This is a genomic window from Tenacibaculum profundicola (assembly GCF_057220795.1).
The window spans coordinates 2,675,718-2,690,788 of the sequence record NZ_CM170137.1 but is presented as its reverse complement, the minus strand read 5'-3'; the positions used below and the strand labels follow the sequence as shown (position 1 = coordinate 2,690,788).

Here is a 15,071-nt window from a genome sequence, read left to right as displayed (position 1 = left end):
TTTTTTCAAAAGTAATTTAATGGTATATTGCAGCGTTAAATAAGACATCATGAAAATTATTGTTCCTATGGCAGGAATTGGGTCGAGATTACGCCCTCATACGTTAACTGTCCCGAAACCTTTAACCATTATTGCGGGTAAGTCGATCGTTCAACGTTTAGTTGAAAATATTACATCTGTGGTGGAACAACCTATTGACGAAATCGCCTTTATCATCGGTCCAGTTTCAAAAGGATTTCCTACAAACACGAAGGAAGAACTTTTAAAAATAGCTTCTGATTTGGGCGCGAACGGAAGCGTATACGTTCAAGAAGATGCCTTAGGTACTGCACATGCTATTTATTGTGCTAAAGAATCGTTAAACGGACCTTGTATTGTTGCCTATGCCGACACCTTGTTTAAAGCTGATTTTACACTTGATGTTCATGCTGATGGTGCCATATGGGTTAAACAAGTTGAAGATCCAAGCGCTTTTGGCGTGGTAAAACTAAACGAAGGTATTATTACTGACTTTGTTGAAAAACCAAAAGATTTTGTTTCTGATTTAGCTATTATTGGTGTTTATTATTTCAAAGACGGGAATAAACTTCGCAAAGAAATTCAATATTTAATAGATAACAATTTAAAAGAGAACGGTGAATATCAAATCACAAACGTTCTTGAATCTCTAAAACAGCAGGGCGCTCAATTTATTCCAGGTAAAGTGGATGCATGGATGGACTGTGGTAAAAAAGATCCAACTGTTGACACCAATAAACAAATTCTATCGTTCGAACAAGCTGATGGGAAAAGCTTAGTAGCAAATGATATTGTTTTGGATAACTCTGAAATTATAGAGCCATGTTATATTGGCGCTAATGTGACTTTAAAAAACGCAAAAATTGGCCCTTATGTATCTTTGGGTGAAAACAGTGTTGTTGAAAACTCCAAAATCGTAAATTCATTAATTCAGACCAACGTACAGATCTCTAATGCGACATTAGACAAAGCAATGATTGGCAATCATGCAAAATACAACGGTAATTATACATCAGTAAGCATAGGTGATTATACAGAACTTACATAAGAAAAAATTCATGTTTTTTATAGAAAGAAAAATTAGACAATCTTTGTTTTTTTTTACTTTCATAGGGTTTCTTGCCCCTTTTGCCTCATTCTCTCAAGATAGTATTCGGGCTTCAGTAGGAATAGATGAGCAAAAAAACATTGACTTTCAAGATTTTTTTTTTAAAGCAATTACCAACAAAGCTATTTATAATTATCAAAAAGCTATTGAAAATTTAGAGGAATGCAACCAGTTAACCCCTAATAACGTAGCTGTTTTGTTTGAGCTTTCTAAAAATTATTACCAGCTCAACCAGTATGTAGTAGCTATTGAATATGCAAAAAAAGCACTTGCATTAGACGCTAATAATCTCTGGGTTTCTGAACATTTAGTTAAAGTTCTTAGAAGTAATTCTTCTATTGAAGAAGCGATAGAAATACAAAAACGTATTATAGAAAAGCATCCAAAGAAAAAACAGTTTTTAGTAAATTTATATCTTCAAAAGAATGATCTTGAAACCGCGAAAGCTATTTTAGCAGAACTAGAAGTAGCAAAATTGTTAACTCCGAGATTGCGTCGTATTAAAACTAGGCTAGCTTCTAGGAGTTACCCTAATAAGAAAAAAGCTAAAACCACTCATAATTCACTCCATACAAACGTTGAAACCGTTTTTAATAAAGACAAATCATTTACTTCGTTAAAACAGCTTCTTACAAAGTTACATATGGAAAATAGTCCTAGATTATTGTCTTATAGCGAACAAGGAATGGCTCTATTTCCTGCGCAGCCGTTAGTTTATTTAATGAATGGTAGAGCTCATAATCACAATAAAAGTTTTAAAAAAGCCGTTGCTGTATTACAAAATGGTATTGATTTTGTAGTTAACAGCCCAAGGCTTCAAACTGACTTTTACCAAGAATTTATAAAAGGCTATCAAGGTTTAGGTGATATTAAAAACGTAAATAAATATAGAGAGAAGTTGAAAAAGTAGTTTTAAAAAAAATGAAGTTATTAAAATACCTATTTGTTTTTTGTATCGTGTTTACTTCGTGTAAATCAAAAAAGTCAATTGCTAAGGGCAACATGACTATTAAGTCAATGTCGGCCAGAAAAGTTGCTAAAAAACACGTAGCAAAAAACTTCGATAAGAAAACAATTGACGCAAAATTAAAAGTTGCTTATAAGAGTAATAAAGAAAATTTGGGTTTTTCCGTAAGAATGAAAATTCAAAAAGATGAAGTAATTTGGTTAAAAGGGACTAAGTTTATAACGCTTTTTAAAGCCAAGATAACCCCTACCAGTGTTCGCTTTTATTCTCCTTATAAGAAGAATTATTTTGAAGGTGATTTTTCTATGTTAAAAAAGATACTAGGTACGGATATAAACTTTGAGCAACTTCAAAATATGTTATTGGGTCAGGCTATTTTTAATGTAAAATCAAAGCGTCAGAATATAGAAATAATCAAAAACTCATATCAATTATCGCCGAAAAAGCAATCAAATCTGTTTGATGTTTTCTTTTACATAAATCCTAATCACTATAAAATAGACAAACAATCTCTGGTAAATACTTTTAAAAACCAGCGTTTAGATATTTCATATCCTAGCTATCTAAATAAAGAAAGTATTGTTTTTCCAAATAAGATAAGCATCATAGCTAAAGAACACTCAAAATTTACTAATATTGATATGACGGTACGTTCTGTTAATTTTAACACGAATTTAAACCTAGATTTTTCAATTCCAAAAGGATATAAAGAAATACAATTATAAATGAATAAGTTTCTTTTTTACATCACAATATTATCTATGTTTTTGGCAAGCTTTTCATCGTTGGCGCAAACGAGAAAGGAGCTTGAAAAACGACGCCTTCACATAAAAAAAGAAATTGAACAGGTAAACACTTTACTTTTTAAAACAAAAAAGAAAAAAAGTAATGCGATAGATGATTTAAAAGATTTAAACCAAAAAATAAGTGTTAGAGAACGTTTAATCGAAACTATTGAGCTTGAAGCGGAAAAACTTGAAAAAAACATCAAGAAAAACAAACAACAACTCGACAATTTCAATAAGGAGCTAGCCAAGCTTAAAGATGATTATACTAAGATGGTTGTAAAAACGTATAAAAGTAAGTCAATGCAAAGTAAAACGATGTTCTTACTTTCGTCTGAAAGCTTTTATCAAGCATATAAGCGATTAAAATACATGCAACAATACAATGATTTCAGAAAAAAACAAGGTCAAGAAATCATCGTAAAAACGGAATATATACAAAAACTAAACGATTCTTTAATTAACAGAAAAAGGATAAAAGAACAACTAGCCAGTGAAGAAAAAGTTCAGCAGGAAGAAATAGAAAGTGACAAAAAGAGCCAAGAAAAATTAATTACTACCATAAAAAGGCAAGAAAGTAAGTATAAAAGATCACTTTTAAAGAAGCAAAAAGAGGAGAAAAAAGTCGCTGCCAGAATTGATCGACTAATTAGAGAAGCAATTGCCAAGTCTAATAAAGCCAAAGGCGCTAAAAAATCAGGAGAATTTAGCCTTAATGCTGAAGAAAAAATATTACTTGCTAGTTTTGAACAAAATAAAGGCAATTTACCTTGGCCTGTTAAGGGTATTATTACTCGAAAATATGGTGTTCAGCCTCACCCTACATTTCCTGGTATAAAAATAAATAGCCCAGGGTTGCACATCGTAACCAAACAAAATTCAAATGCTAAAAGTATTTTTAATGGTAAAGTTTTAGTTATTCAAAAACATTCGGATGGACGCAAGTCTGTATATGTGCAGCACGGTAATTATATTTCTACTTATAACAATTTAGAAAAAGTATATGTAAAAAAGGGAGATCCTATTAAAACAGGTGATCATCTTGGAAAAGTTTTTACAGACAAAGTAACTGGGAAAACAAAGCTCAGTTTTGTTTTATATAAAAATACGAAACGGTTAAATCCTACTGAGTGGATTCAATAAAACGAGAAATCAATTTAAACGAGTAACACGTGAAAAATTCAGCAAATATTGTTATTGTAACCATCGCCGTAGTCACTATTTTAGTTCTTGGAAAAGGTATATTAATTCCGTTTATCTTTGCTTTAATATTTTGGTTTCTCACGCGAGAAATACGAAAAAGTATTTATCGTATACCATTTGCAAAACGATTTATTCCTAAATGGCTTAGCAATATCTTTGTTTTTACTTTCATTATTCTCAGCTTCGGTTTTGTTTCTGAAATTATAACTAACAGTATTACCGACTTAACTTCTTCTTATTCAAAATACGAATCGAATATTGATTCTGTAATTCAAAATATCGACACCTATTTTCATGTAGATGTCATCAAATCAGCCAAAGCTCTTATTGGAAAATTTGACTACGGTTCATTTTTAGGTGATATCGCTAACGGAATTAGCAGCTTGCTAGGTGATACTTTTATGATTATTATTTATGCCTTATTCATCTTCTTAGAGGAGTCTAGCTTTAAAAAGAAGCTGCAAAAGATGTTTGTTAGCGAGCAATCAAATTATAACGGTGTTCAAGCGATGCTTACAAAAATAGAAGATTCTATTTCCAATTACCTACGCTTAAAATCTTATGTCAGTTTACTTACTGGTGTATTAAGTTATGTAGTTCTGCTACTGGTAGGCGTGGATAGTGCTCCCTTTTGGGCTTTTCTGATCTTTTTATTAAATTATATTCCTACAATTGGCTCTTTAATAGCCACCGTTTTTCCGGCTATTTTTTCTTTGTTGCAATTTGGTCAACTTACTCCTTTCTTAGTAGTTTTAATAGCCGTTGGTAGTATACAAGTCATTGTTGGAAATATTATTGAACCAAAACTTTTTGGGAAATCGTTAAACCTAAGTCCATTAGTAACAATTTTATCATTAGCCGTATGGGGTAAAATATGGGGAGTCACAGGAATGGTATTGAGTGTACCCATCACTGTGATTATGATTATTATCTTTTCTCAATTCGAAAAAACAAAATCAGTTGCCATTCTTTTATCTGAAAACGGTGATATAGAGAAAATATAGCTCTTTTAAGCTAAAAACAATGCTTTTAGCTCCGTTGCGTCCTTCGGTTGCATTTTCCCTGTTAAAACAAGACTTAATTGCTTTCTACGTAATGCTCCGTCATAACGTTCTTGTTCTAATTGAGTTTCAGGCTTTATTTTTGGAATAGGTACTGGTTTTCCTGTTTCATCCACAGCTACAAACGTATAAATACCTTCATTCACTTTGGTTTTTTCACCTGACTGACGATCTTCTATCCAAACATCTACATATACTTCCATTGACGATGTAAATGCGCGGGAAACCTTTGCTTCAATAGTAACAACGCTACCTACAGGTACAGACTTTGTAAACGCCACATGATTTACTGTAGCAGTTACCACAATTCTTCTAGAATGTCGGCGTGCTGCAATACTACACGCTCTATCCATACGCGCTAACAACTCTCCCCCAAAAAGATTGTCTAAATAATTTGTTTCACCGGGTAACACTAAATCTGTTAGTGTAGTTAACGATTCTGTTGGTGCTTTTGCTCTCATCCTAAATATTTGGAGCAAAGATACACAATGCTTTAAAAAATTATGTTAAAATAATAAACGGGAAGGATTACTTTTCCAGTAACCATGCTTCTTCAGTAACATTCTCCTTAATTTGTAACAACTCTTGACGTGCGGCCATTTTTGTTTCATAGCTTCCAAAAGCCACCTGAGTTAAACCCCATGAATTCTCCCCAATAATTTTGGCATCAAATCCATGATTTTTTAACTCCCGCACTTTATTGTAGGCGTTTTCTATTGATTGAAATGATCCGGCAACAATATGGAACCGGTAATCTTTATTTTCTCTAGTAACTTCAAGGTTTATTGTTGGTAAGGGGGTGTTCATAACAAAAGTAGCCGATTGAATTCGCTCTTCTAATGCTTTTTCTTGATTTGCTAAGGAGTCTTGTTCTATGTAGTTTTGAACACCATTCCAGCCAATAAAAGATATTCCAACTGCTGCTGCTGCAACAGCTACTCTTTTTACTAAAGGAATAACCTTTGTTCTTTGTTCTTGTTTTTCAACTAATTGCAAGGCTTGAGTCTCTTCTTTTAATCGCTCAATTTCAGCAACTGACGTCTCCGAAAAACCGAAAGATTCTTTTAAAAAGTTACTAGATTCGTTCGGTTCAAAAATTAATTTACTTTCCTCGTTTAATATAAGCGAGCCAACGTTTGAAATGGCAACAGAGGTTGTTTCTAATTGTTTGTTCCAGGCAGCAACTTCTAATGCAATTTCATCAATTGCTTCTTCAAAAGATATTTTATAGGTTGACGCGATATGGTTTGCCAACAAACCATCATTATGCTGTATGTACGCGTTAAAAGTAATTTGTTTTTTGGGAGGATAAAAAACATTTATTTCTTCGTTTAGTTTTGCACCAATTTTATTAGTAACAAAGCCCCCAAAATTAGGAACAATTACGCAGTCGTATCTATATAATAAATCGTTTATACTGTTGGCTAAATTCATATAAACAAATCTAGTAATTTTAAGAGTTAATTTTCAATTATTGCTACAATACTTATTAACAGTTTTTTTGTATCTTGATACTCAAAATTTTGCATCATGGAAAAAGAAAAATTACTAGCCTTGCTTAGGCTTCAAGCTACGAAAAACATAGGCGATATCATTGCTAAAAAATTAATTTCAGCTACTGGAAGCCCTGAACAAGTATTTAAAGAGTCAACTAGTTCATTACTTAAGATCCCAGGTATTGGGACTCATGTAATTCAACATTTACTCGATAAAAAGACACTACAAAGAGCAGAGGAGGAGCTGTGCTTTCTAGAGAAGAAAAACTATACATATTCCTATTTCCTGGATTCAGATTATCCTAAAAACTTACAACATTGTATTGATGGTCCTATTTTGATATTTACTGATGGTAATATCACCTTAAAAAACCCTAAGGTTATCTCTATTGTCGGTACTAGAAATATTACAAAATACGGAAGGTCTTTTTGCAATGAACTCCTTAAAGAACTAGCTACTTATAACCCAATTATAATAAGTGGTTTTGCCTATGGTGTTGACATTTGTGCGCACAGGGCGGCGATAGAAAACAACCTACAAACTATCGCTGTTTTAGCACATGGCCTAGAAGAAACATATCCAAAAGCACATAAGCAATATATTCATGAGGTAAATCAAAATGGTGGGTTTATAACAGAGTTCTGGCATAATGAAAAACCTATTAGAGAAAGTTTTTTGAAACGCAACCGTATCGTTGCTGGTTTATCGCAAGCTACTGTGGTCATTGAATCTGCTGAGAAAGGAGGAGCTCTTGTTACTGCTGACATTGCCAATTCATATGATCGTGAAGTTTTTGCAGTTCCTGGCAGGTCTACTGATACCTTCAGTAAAGGCTGTAATAATTTAATTAAAACCAACAAAGCACACATATTAACCTCGGCTATTGACCTTGCACAAATACTCAATTGGGACCTACCTATAGCTACTCAACAAAAACAAATTGAACTATTTATTGATTTAAGTGAAGAAGAACAAAAAATATATGATTACCTCAACAAAAACGGAAAACAACTCTTAGATATTATTGCGCTAGATTGCGGTATTCCTGTTTATAAACTATCTTCCATTTTAATACAAATGGAATTAAAGAACGTGGTTAAGCCTTTACCTGGAAAAATGTTTGAGGTTTAATTTCTATTTATCTGTAAACCGTATAACACATCAATTAAACCAAAATAACGAGTTCTTCTACTAATAATACCAGTGCTTAAGTAAAATTACTCGATTATTTCCTTGGGGGTCACATGCTTGTGTTTCTCTAATTAATCGGTTTTTACCATAAACAACATATAATCAGAATTGATATAAGACAAATCAAACTCAAGTTTGTAATCACTAAATACTACTTAATAACATAAATTCTTTAGAAGAAAAATCTCTATTTTTGACTAAAATTCATTGTATGCCTTCAGAAGAGAAATTAATGTCGCAAAAAAAACCTGCTTTTCCTGTTAATAATCAATTAAACGATTACTTAATAGAGCACAGTAGAAACATTAAAATTCCTATTTTTTATGAAGATTTATTGCGTTTTCAAGGTTCTATTGTAGTCTATGATAAAAACGATGAAGACACTTTATGGGTTAGAACCTATTACTCAGAATATGAGCGCGAAGAAATTGATCTCTCTTTAAAAAAAGTATATACACTTTTACACTCGAATGGAAATGAAGAGACTATACCTTATTTAAATATTGACGCCATAGACTATTGTACCTTCGGTAATTCAAAGCCATTTCGTGTAAAAGTTCGAAATGTTTTAAATGACAACTTTACCCATTTTTATGTTAAAAAAACAGATGCTTCTCGAATCTATGGCCTAGAATTAGAGCATATTTTGTCGCCATATAACCTTAATTTTTTGGTGTATAAAGACACCTTAATTGAAGAACATATTGCTGGTATTCCTGGCGATGATTTTATCCGTGATTTTCTTCCAAAGTGTACCGAGCCCGAAAAGGCGCAAATAGCTAAAGAATTCGTAAAGTTTAATGAACGGTGTATGATCCGTTTATTAGGGGATATGCGTTCGTATAATTATGTGATTGTGCCTACGCATGATTTTGATCATGTTGTATATAAAATTCGTGCTATCGATTTTGATCAACAGTGTTTTGAAGGGAAATTTAAAGTCTATTATCCGCAGTTTTTTAAAGAAAACTTATCTATGGTTGCTTTAGTTGGCCAGAAGCTACAGGAAGCCTCTATCAATCAATACAAAATTGAAGAGCGGTCTATTGTTGCCAAGCGTATTCTAAGTTCCGAACACAGGGTTAATGAACTCGTTTCATGTATGAAAAACGATACCATTTCTACTGAAAAAAACATCCGTTTATTAAAACATCAAATTTTTGATTTCACCAAAGACGTTCAATTTAAAAAAAGTATGAATATGGGAGAAATTTTAGAGACTGCGCTAGAATTTGTGAAACGTAATTATGAAAATATGAGGGTTTCTTAACTTCCTGTTTTTATGTAAGTTTTTCTTTTCCTATATTCGAGTTTGCTCATAGTTGTATCATTTTAAAAATTGCTTATGAAGCCACTATTTTTACTAAAGTTTCTTCTATACACGATAGGTACATTAACGATTATCATTAATGCTATTGAGTTTGTTTACGTTTCTATTTTTAACAAGCCTGTTTTTGTTCACTTGTATTTGGTGAAAAAGAAATTGCCCACAAAGCAAAAAATATTCTTAGAAAGCAACATCACTTTTTATCAAAATTTAAGTCCAAAATATAAAAGCTACTTTGAACACCGTTTGGCAACCTTTATAAGGAATTATACCTTTGTTGAGAGAGGTGGTTTACGTATTGCTCCAGAAACTAAGATTTTAGTTGCTTCTTCATACCTAAAACTAACCTTAGGAATGCGTGGATATTTAACCACTACATTTGATAAAATAATTATTTATCCGAGTGCCTTTTATTCTCCAATTACAAAGCAATATCACAAAGGAGAGTTTAATCCTTTTTTAAAAACAATCGCTTTCTCATGGGAAGACTTTTTATCCGGAAATAAAATCACTGATGATAACATAAACCTTGGCATACATGAATTTACCCATGCATTAAGTTTTCATGGGAAAAAATCTAAAGATGTGAGTGCTCGTATTTTTTATGCCGTTTTTCTTGAGATCACTAAGTTTATGAATGATCAGAAGCAACTCAAGGAAATTAAAAAACTAAATTACTTCAGAACCTACGCTCTGACCAATAAATTAGAGTTTATATCGGTAGTCATGGAACATTTTTTTGAAACTCCAGAAGACTTACAGCAAAAATTTCCTTTACTATATCACAAAATTGAAACGATGCTTAACTACCGTATTGTTTTTGCTAATTGTGATGGGTAATACCCTGTTTTCTTTACTGTTTGTTTTTACTTCGAATGCTCTCAATAATCACCGTAGTTAAAATTAAACTTCCCCCGATAAAGGTATTCCATGTTGGTTCTTCATTTAAAAAAAGAAAGGCTAATATTATACCAAATATAGGCTGAACGCTGCTTATAATACTTGCTGTAGAGGCTGTAAAAAACTGTAACGAATGCACCATTAAACTGTGCCCAACTGCTGTTGTTAATACTGCTAATACTAATAAATAGGGCAGTTGACTCTGGAATCCTGACACGTCCATAAAAAATAGTACAGGCAACAAACACACTGAAATAATTACGGTCTGATAAAACATTAACAGTACCCCGTCGTATTCTAGTACATATTGCTTTAATATCAATAGTCTAATAGCATAGCATAGCGCGGAAACTAGGCCGAATAAGATACCTTGCACACTCGAACTTTCCAAGTTAAATTCCGGTGATAAAATATATAGACCTATCAATACTAAAATCCCTAACACAATATGGATTGGATTGAACTTGATCTTTAAAAACACCGGTTCGAGAAAAGCAATCATTACAGGAAAGGTGTACAAGGATAACATTCCTATTGCAACATTTGATAGTTTTAGCGCATAAAAATAAGTAACCCAGTGTATGGCCATAAAAATTCCGCCCATAATAAAAGGACCATAGTGTTTCGGAGATTGTATTCTTATTTTTATTTTTTTTGCCCTACAGTATAGGTATAAAAACACCATTGCAAATGTAGAGCGAAACCAAATAATCACTTCGGAAGGCATTGCGATATACCTCCCTAACACTCCTGATGTGCTTATAAAAAAAGTTGCAAGCAATAACGCTGCAATGTTTTTGATATGACTATTCTGCATTTGTTTTCCGTTTATACTGTTTGGTAAATACGTTTATTGCAATATATAAAATAGTAGGTATTCCAATCCAAATAAGTTCACTAAGAACAACTTTTATTCCCCATTCACTAAAAAACCGACTTGCTCCTATGGGAGATACTTGAATTGGGCGCCAAGGAAAAAAATAACGAATCGTATCAAAAGGACTCAAAAAAGCAACTCCCAAACCGCCATTGGTAAGAGCATCTAACACACCATGTGAAAACGTGCACATGGTAAAAAACAAGATGTACACAAGTCCTTTTTTACTCAAAAAATATTGGTTATAAAAAAGCAGTGTTGTTATACCCCCTAATAGAACGGCAAACACTATAGAATGGGTAAAACCACGATGCCCCCAAAAACTCTCATACAATACCTTAAAATTAAATCCGATAACATCAGCATCTGGAAAGACAGCACAGACAATACCTAAAACCCAAAATTTCTTTTGTTTAGTAATTGCTGAAAAACCTGTTCCTATTGCTATAGCGGTAAGTGCATGCCCAAATATTGATGCCATTTTCTAATTTTAGTATGTCTGTAAACATTTACACTTGTTTTAAGGTTGTTAAGGCCTTATTAATCGTATCGATCTTAATAAAAGTAATTAACAAGCGTAAACCACTCTTAACTTCCTTTTCTTTCATCACGCAGTTCTTAGAATTCTTTTGAACATACTGCAACATTCGGGTAAAAGCTTCCGTTTGATAAAATTCACTTTGTTGGTCAGAAACAAAATACCCTATCATACGCTTTTGCTTTAATATTAATTTTTCTAAGCCTAAGGATTTTGCTAACCATTTAACTCGCACACTATCTAATAAATCGGCCACTTGTGTTGGATACTCACCAAAACGATCTATAATTTCACTTTCAAACACCTTTAATTCCTCTTCGGTTGCTATCTCAGAAAGCTTATTATATAAACGCAAACGTTCTGTCACGGAGTTCACGTAATCATCTGGGAACAAGGTTTCAAAATCAGTATCTATCTGTACCTCTTTTACAAATGCTTTTGGTGTAGTGTCATCTTTATTATATAATTCTTTGAATTCGTTTTCTTTCAATTCTTCGATAGCTTCATGTAAAATCTTTTGATAAGCATCAAACCCAATATCATTAATAAAACCGCTTTGTTCGCCTCCTAACAAATTTCCTGCTCCACGAATTTCTAAATCTTTCATTGCAATATTTAATCCACTTCCCAAATCGGAAAATAACTCCAACGCTTGAATTCGTTTTCTGGCGTCATCAGTCATATGATGGTATGGAGGTGTAATAAAATAGCAAAAAGCTTTTTTATTAGCACGCCCAACCCGGCCACGCATTTGGTGCAAATCAGACAATCCGAAATTGTTCGCATTGTTAATAAACATAGTATTGGCATTAGGTACATCCAATCCACTTTCAATAATGGTAGTAGAAACTAGCACATCAAATTCATTGTTTATAAATGCTAAAATGAGTTTTTCTAGTTTTTTCCCTTCCATTTGTCCGTGTCCAATTCCGATTTTTGCATCCGGAATCAAACGTTGCAACAAACCAGCTATTTCTTTGATATTTTCTATTCGGTTATGAATAAAAAACACTTGTCCGCCACGTGAAATTTCATACGAAATGGCATCACGAATAATTTCTTCGCTAAAGCGAATTACATTTGTTTCGATAGGATGACGATTGGGTGGTGGTGTTTTTATCACAGACAAATCTCTCGCGGCCATTAAACTAAATTGAAGTGTTCTAGGAATTGGTGTTGCTGTCAGCGTTAAGGTATCTACGTTTTCCTTAATAGTTTTTAGTTTGTCTTTCGCTGCTACACCAAATTTTTGTTCTTCGTCAATAATCAATAAACCTAAATCTTTGAATTGAATACTCTTATTGGTTAATTGATGGGTTCCTATTACAATATCTACACTTCCGTTTGCCATTCCTTCTAGGGCTATTTTTCGCTGTTTAGCGGTTCTAAACCGGTTAAGGTAATCAATAGTGACCGGAAAGTCTTTTAGGCGCTTAGAAAAGGTTTTAAAGTGTTGAAATGCTAAAACGGTTGTTGGCACAAGCACGGCAACCTGCTTCCCGTTGTCTACCGCTTTAAATGCCGCGCGTATCGCTACTTCTGTTTTTCCAAAACCAACATCTCCACAAACCAGTCTGTCCATGGGTTGGTCTTTTTCCATATCATTTTTTACGTCCAGTGTTGACGCATATTGATCAGGAGTGTCTTCATACAAAAAACTCGCTTCGAGCTCGTGTTGTATATGGGTGTCGGGGCCAAAGGCAAATCCTTTTTGTAATTTTCTTTTAGCATATAACTGAATTAAGTTAAATGCTATTTCCTTAATTCTAGATTTGGTTTTTTGTTTTACCTTTTTCCACGCTCCTGAACCAAGTTTATATATTTTAGGTGCTTTACCGTCTCTACCATTAAACTTAGATATTTTGTGCAAAGAGTGAATACTTACGTATAAGATATCTCGATCACCATATACTAACTTTATGGCTTCTTGCTTTTTATTTTCTACATCTATTTTTTGCAGACCACCAAACTTGCCGACTCCATGATCTATATGGGTTACATAATCACCTACTTCTAACTTAGTAAGTTCTTGCAAGGTTATAGATTGTTTCTTAGCATAACCGTTTTTTAATCTAAATTTATGATAACGTTCAAAGATTTGGTGATCGGTATAGCACGCTATCTTTTCGTCTTCATCAATAAAACCATGGTACAGCGGAAATACGATAGTTTGGTAGTGCACTTCTTTTTGGGCATCGTCAAAAATATCCTTAAAACGTTGTGCTTGTTTATCATTAGAACATAAAATATAATTCGTAATATCCCGGTTATGATTCTCTTCTAAGTTCTCTATTAATAAATTGAATTGTTTATTAAACGATGGCTGAGGCTTTACTTGGAAACGTATATCTTTCTCTGGGTTGTCATTTTTCAACTCTGATTGAAACGAAATTTCTACAGCGCTAAAATCTAGCAATTGTTTCTTGATTTCTTGTCCGTTACAAAAGAGGGTAGTGGGTTCAGCGTGTTTTATTTCTTTTGAGAGTTCGCTAAACGCTTCTTCTGCTTTTTGATAAAACGTATCTAAATGCCCACTAATTAGCTCAATGTTTCGCACAAACACCACTGTTTTAGGAGATATATATTTTAGAAAACTTTCTCTGCTTTCTTGCAGTGACTTGTTTTCTACGTTAGGCATAATGCTAACTTTGATTAACTTTTCTTTTGAGAGTTGGGTTTCCACATCAAAACTTCGGACACTATCAATTTCATCACCAAAAAACTCGATGCGATAGGGTTCGTCATTAGAGAATGAGAATACATCAATAATTCCACCACGAACTGAAAACTCCCCTGGCTCTGTTACAAAATCGACCCTGTTAAAATTATACTCAAATAACACCTCGTTTACAAAATCAAGCGATACCTGTTCTCCTACCGATACTTTTAGCGTATTTTTTTCAAGTTCTTTTTTAGTGACCACTTTTTCAAAGAGCGCCGCCGGATAAGTAACGATTATAGCGGGTTTTTTACGCGAATTGATACGGTTTAATACCTCTGAACGGAGTAATACGTTTGCATTATCCGTTTCTTCAATTTGGTATGGGCGACGATATGAACCAGGATAAAATAGTACATTTTTGTCACCTAATAACTGCTCTAGATCGTTTAAATAATAGGCTGCTTCTTCCTTATCACTACATATTAATAAATAAGGCTTTACTACTTGTTTAAATGTTTCGGATATTACAAAAGACAACGAAGATCCGACCAAATTCGTTATTTGAAAATGGTGAGGGTCTTGTTGAAGTTGACTCACAATCTGCTTTACCTTATCAGATTGTTGGTAGTGATTGACAATAGTTTGTTTACTCAACAATAAAAATTTTACACAAAGGTAAGAGGATTATTTTTTGTATGGAAGTACTTTAACCTATTGCTCTTTGTTTATCGTCATCTCATTGGTAACCATAGCATCTTTTGACGGTGTTTTCAGAATACTCTTTCTTTTCCTTGCATCAAATTTAACCACTTGATACATTGGTTATTCCATTAAAACCATTTTTTTAAATTTCAGTTTATTTATTTCTCAATTTTAATGTATTGAATGACTATTAGGTCTTTTTTGATAACAGGTGTTCTTCTGTTATTAATCCTGT

13 protein-coding genes are annotated in these 15,071 nt (G+C 33.1%); 8 read left to right on the top strand and 5 right to left on the bottom strand.

Annotated features, from left to right (window positions below; all coding sequences use genetic code 11):
• The first annotated feature begins 49 nt into the window (after positions 1 to 49).
• From AC2TDS_RS11570 to AC2TDS_RS11550, 5 genes are read left to right on the top strand one after another with little or no spacing between them, the layout of a single operon-like run.
• Positions 50 to 1,066 (top strand): sugar phosphate nucleotidyltransferase, encoded by a 1,017-nt coding sequence (locus AC2TDS_RS11570; protein ID WP_484735745.1) that lies wholly within the window; start codon positions 50 to 52, stop codon positions 1,064 to 1,066.
• Between the two features lie 10 nt (positions 1,067 to 1,076).
• Positions 1,077 to 2,036: a tetratricopeptide repeat protein gene (locus tag AC2TDS_RS11565; RefSeq protein WP_484735744.1), complete on the top strand. Its 960-nt coding sequence runs from the start codon at positions 1,077 to 1,079 to the stop codon at positions 2,034 to 2,036.
• Between the two features lie 11 nt (positions 2,037 to 2,047).
• The gene (gene lolB1, locus AC2TDS_RS11560) at positions 2,048 to 2,818 is read left to right on the top strand and encodes a lipoprotein insertase outer membrane protein LolB1 (protein WP_484735743.1); all 771 of its coding nucleotides are present in this window, start codon (positions 2,048 to 2,050) and stop codon (positions 2,816 to 2,818) included.
• Positions 2,819 to 4,021, top strand: a complete 1,203-nt coding sequence (locus AC2TDS_RS11555; protein WP_484735742.1) for a murein hydrolase activator EnvC family protein — start codon at positions 2,819 to 2,821, stop codon at positions 4,019 to 4,021.
• A gap of 29 nt (positions 4,022 to 4,050) precedes the next feature.
• Positions 4,051 to 5,085: an AI-2E family transporter gene (locus tag AC2TDS_RS11550; RefSeq protein ID WP_484735741.1), complete on the top strand. Its 1,035-nt coding sequence runs from the start codon at positions 4,051 to 4,053 to the stop codon at positions 5,083 to 5,085.
• Between the two features lie 5 nt (positions 5,086 to 5,090).
• Here the strand turns inward: AC2TDS_RS11550 and AC2TDS_RS11545 are convergent, their stop codons facing one another.
• Positions 5,091 to 5,603, bottom strand: coding sequence for an acyl-CoA thioesterase (locus AC2TDS_RS11545; RefSeq protein ID WP_484735740.1), 513 nt, complete (start codon positions 5,601 to 5,603; stop codon positions 5,091 to 5,093).
• 67 nt (positions 5,604 to 5,670) lie between these two features.
• Positions 5,671 to 6,576: an HU domain-containing protein gene (locus AC2TDS_RS11540; RefSeq protein WP_484735739.1), complete on the bottom strand. Its 906-nt coding sequence runs from the start codon at positions 6,574 to 6,576 to the stop codon at positions 5,671 to 5,673.
• A 96-nt stretch (positions 6,577 to 6,672) separates the two neighbouring features.
• Between AC2TDS_RS11540 and dprA the strand changes: the two genes are divergently transcribed.
• The 3 genes from dprA (at position 6,673) to AC2TDS_RS11525 (ending at position 9,997) form a co-directional block, all read left to right on the top strand.
• The gene (gene dprA / locus AC2TDS_RS11535; RefSeq protein ID WP_484735738.1) at positions 6,673 to 7,770 is read left to right on the top strand and encodes a DNA-processing protein DprA; all 1,098 of its coding nucleotides are present in this window, start codon (positions 6,673 to 6,675) and stop codon (positions 7,768 to 7,770) included.
• A 271-nt stretch (positions 7,771 to 8,041) separates the two neighbouring features.
• Positions 8,042 to 9,100: a hypothetical protein gene (locus AC2TDS_RS11530; RefSeq protein ID WP_484735737.1), complete on the top strand. Its 1,059-nt coding sequence runs from the start codon at positions 8,042 to 8,044 to the stop codon at positions 9,098 to 9,100.
• Positions 9,101 to 9,175: 75 nt separating this feature from the next.
• Entirely contained in the window at positions 9,176 to 9,997 is an 822-nt protein-coding gene (locus AC2TDS_RS11525) for a zinc-dependent peptidase (RefSeq protein ID WP_484735736.1), read from the top strand.
• Positions 9,998 to 10,010: 13 nt separating this feature from the next.
• Here AC2TDS_RS11525 and AC2TDS_RS11520 read toward each other — a convergent pair whose 3' ends face one another.
• The 3 genes from AC2TDS_RS11520 to mfd are packed head-to-tail and all read right to left on the bottom strand — an operon-like array spanning position 10,011 to position 14,788.
• Positions 10,011 to 10,874, bottom strand: a complete 864-nt coding sequence (locus AC2TDS_RS11520) for a DMT family transporter (protein ID WP_484735735.1) — start codon at positions 10,872 to 10,874, stop codon at positions 10,011 to 10,013.
• Complete coding sequence (locus tag AC2TDS_RS11515) at positions 10,864 to 11,415, bottom strand: metal-dependent hydrolase (protein WP_484735734.1); 552 nt, start codon at positions 11,413 to 11,415, stop codon at positions 10,864 to 10,866. Before AC2TDS_RS11515 ends, AC2TDS_RS11520 begins: the two co-directional genes overlap by 11 nt.
• Before the next feature lie 28 nt (positions 11,416 to 11,443).
• Positions 11,444 to 14,788 carry a transcription-repair coupling factor gene (mfd, locus tag AC2TDS_RS11510; RefSeq protein WP_484735733.1) on the bottom strand — a complete coding sequence of 1,115 codons (3,345 nt, stop codon included), beginning with the start codon at positions 14,786 to 14,788 and terminating at the stop codon, positions 11,444 to 11,446.
• Positions 14,789 to 15,071 lie beyond the last annotated feature (283 nt).

Excerpts from the sequence above, each read along its gene's own strand:
- AC2TDS_RS11570 (WP_484735745.1), top strand. The coding sequence starts at position 50 with ATGAAAATTATTGTTCCTATGGCAGGAATTGGGTCGAGATTACGCCCT.
- AC2TDS_RS11565 (WP_484735744.1), top strand. The coding sequence starts at position 1,077 with ATGTTTTTTATAGAAAGAAAAATTAGACAATCTTTGTTTTTTTTTACT.
- lolB1 (WP_484735743.1), top strand. The coding sequence starts at position 2,048 with ATGAAGTTATTAAAATACCTATTTGTTTTTTGTATCGTGTTTACTTCG.
- AC2TDS_RS11555 (WP_484735742.1), top strand. The coding sequence starts at position 2,819 with ATGAATAAGTTTCTTTTTTACATCACAATATTATCTATGTTTTTGGCA.
- AC2TDS_RS11545 (WP_484735740.1), bottom strand. The coding sequence starts at position 5,603 with ATGAGAGCAAAAGCACCAACAGAATCGTTAACTACACTAACAGATTTA.
- AC2TDS_RS11540 (WP_484735739.1), bottom strand. The coding sequence starts at position 6,576 with ATGAATTTAGCCAACAGTATAAACGATTTATTATATAGATACGACTGC.
- dprA (WP_484735738.1), top strand. The coding sequence starts at position 6,673 with ATGGAAAAAGAAAAATTACTAGCCTTGCTTAGGCTTCAAGCTACGAAA.
- AC2TDS_RS11530 (WP_484735737.1), top strand. The coding sequence starts at position 8,042 with ATGCCTTCAGAAGAGAAATTAATGTCGCAAAAAAAACCTGCTTTTCCT.
- AC2TDS_RS11525 (WP_484735736.1), top strand. The coding sequence starts at position 9,176 with ATGAAGCCACTATTTTTACTAAAGTTTCTTCTATACACGATAGGTACA.
- AC2TDS_RS11520 (WP_484735735.1), bottom strand. The coding sequence starts at position 10,874 with ATGCAGAATAGTCATATCAAAAACATTGCAGCGTTATTGCTTGCAACT.
- AC2TDS_RS11515 (WP_484735734.1), bottom strand. The coding sequence starts at position 11,415 with ATGGCATCAATATTTGGGCATGCACTTACCGCTATAGCAATAGGAACA.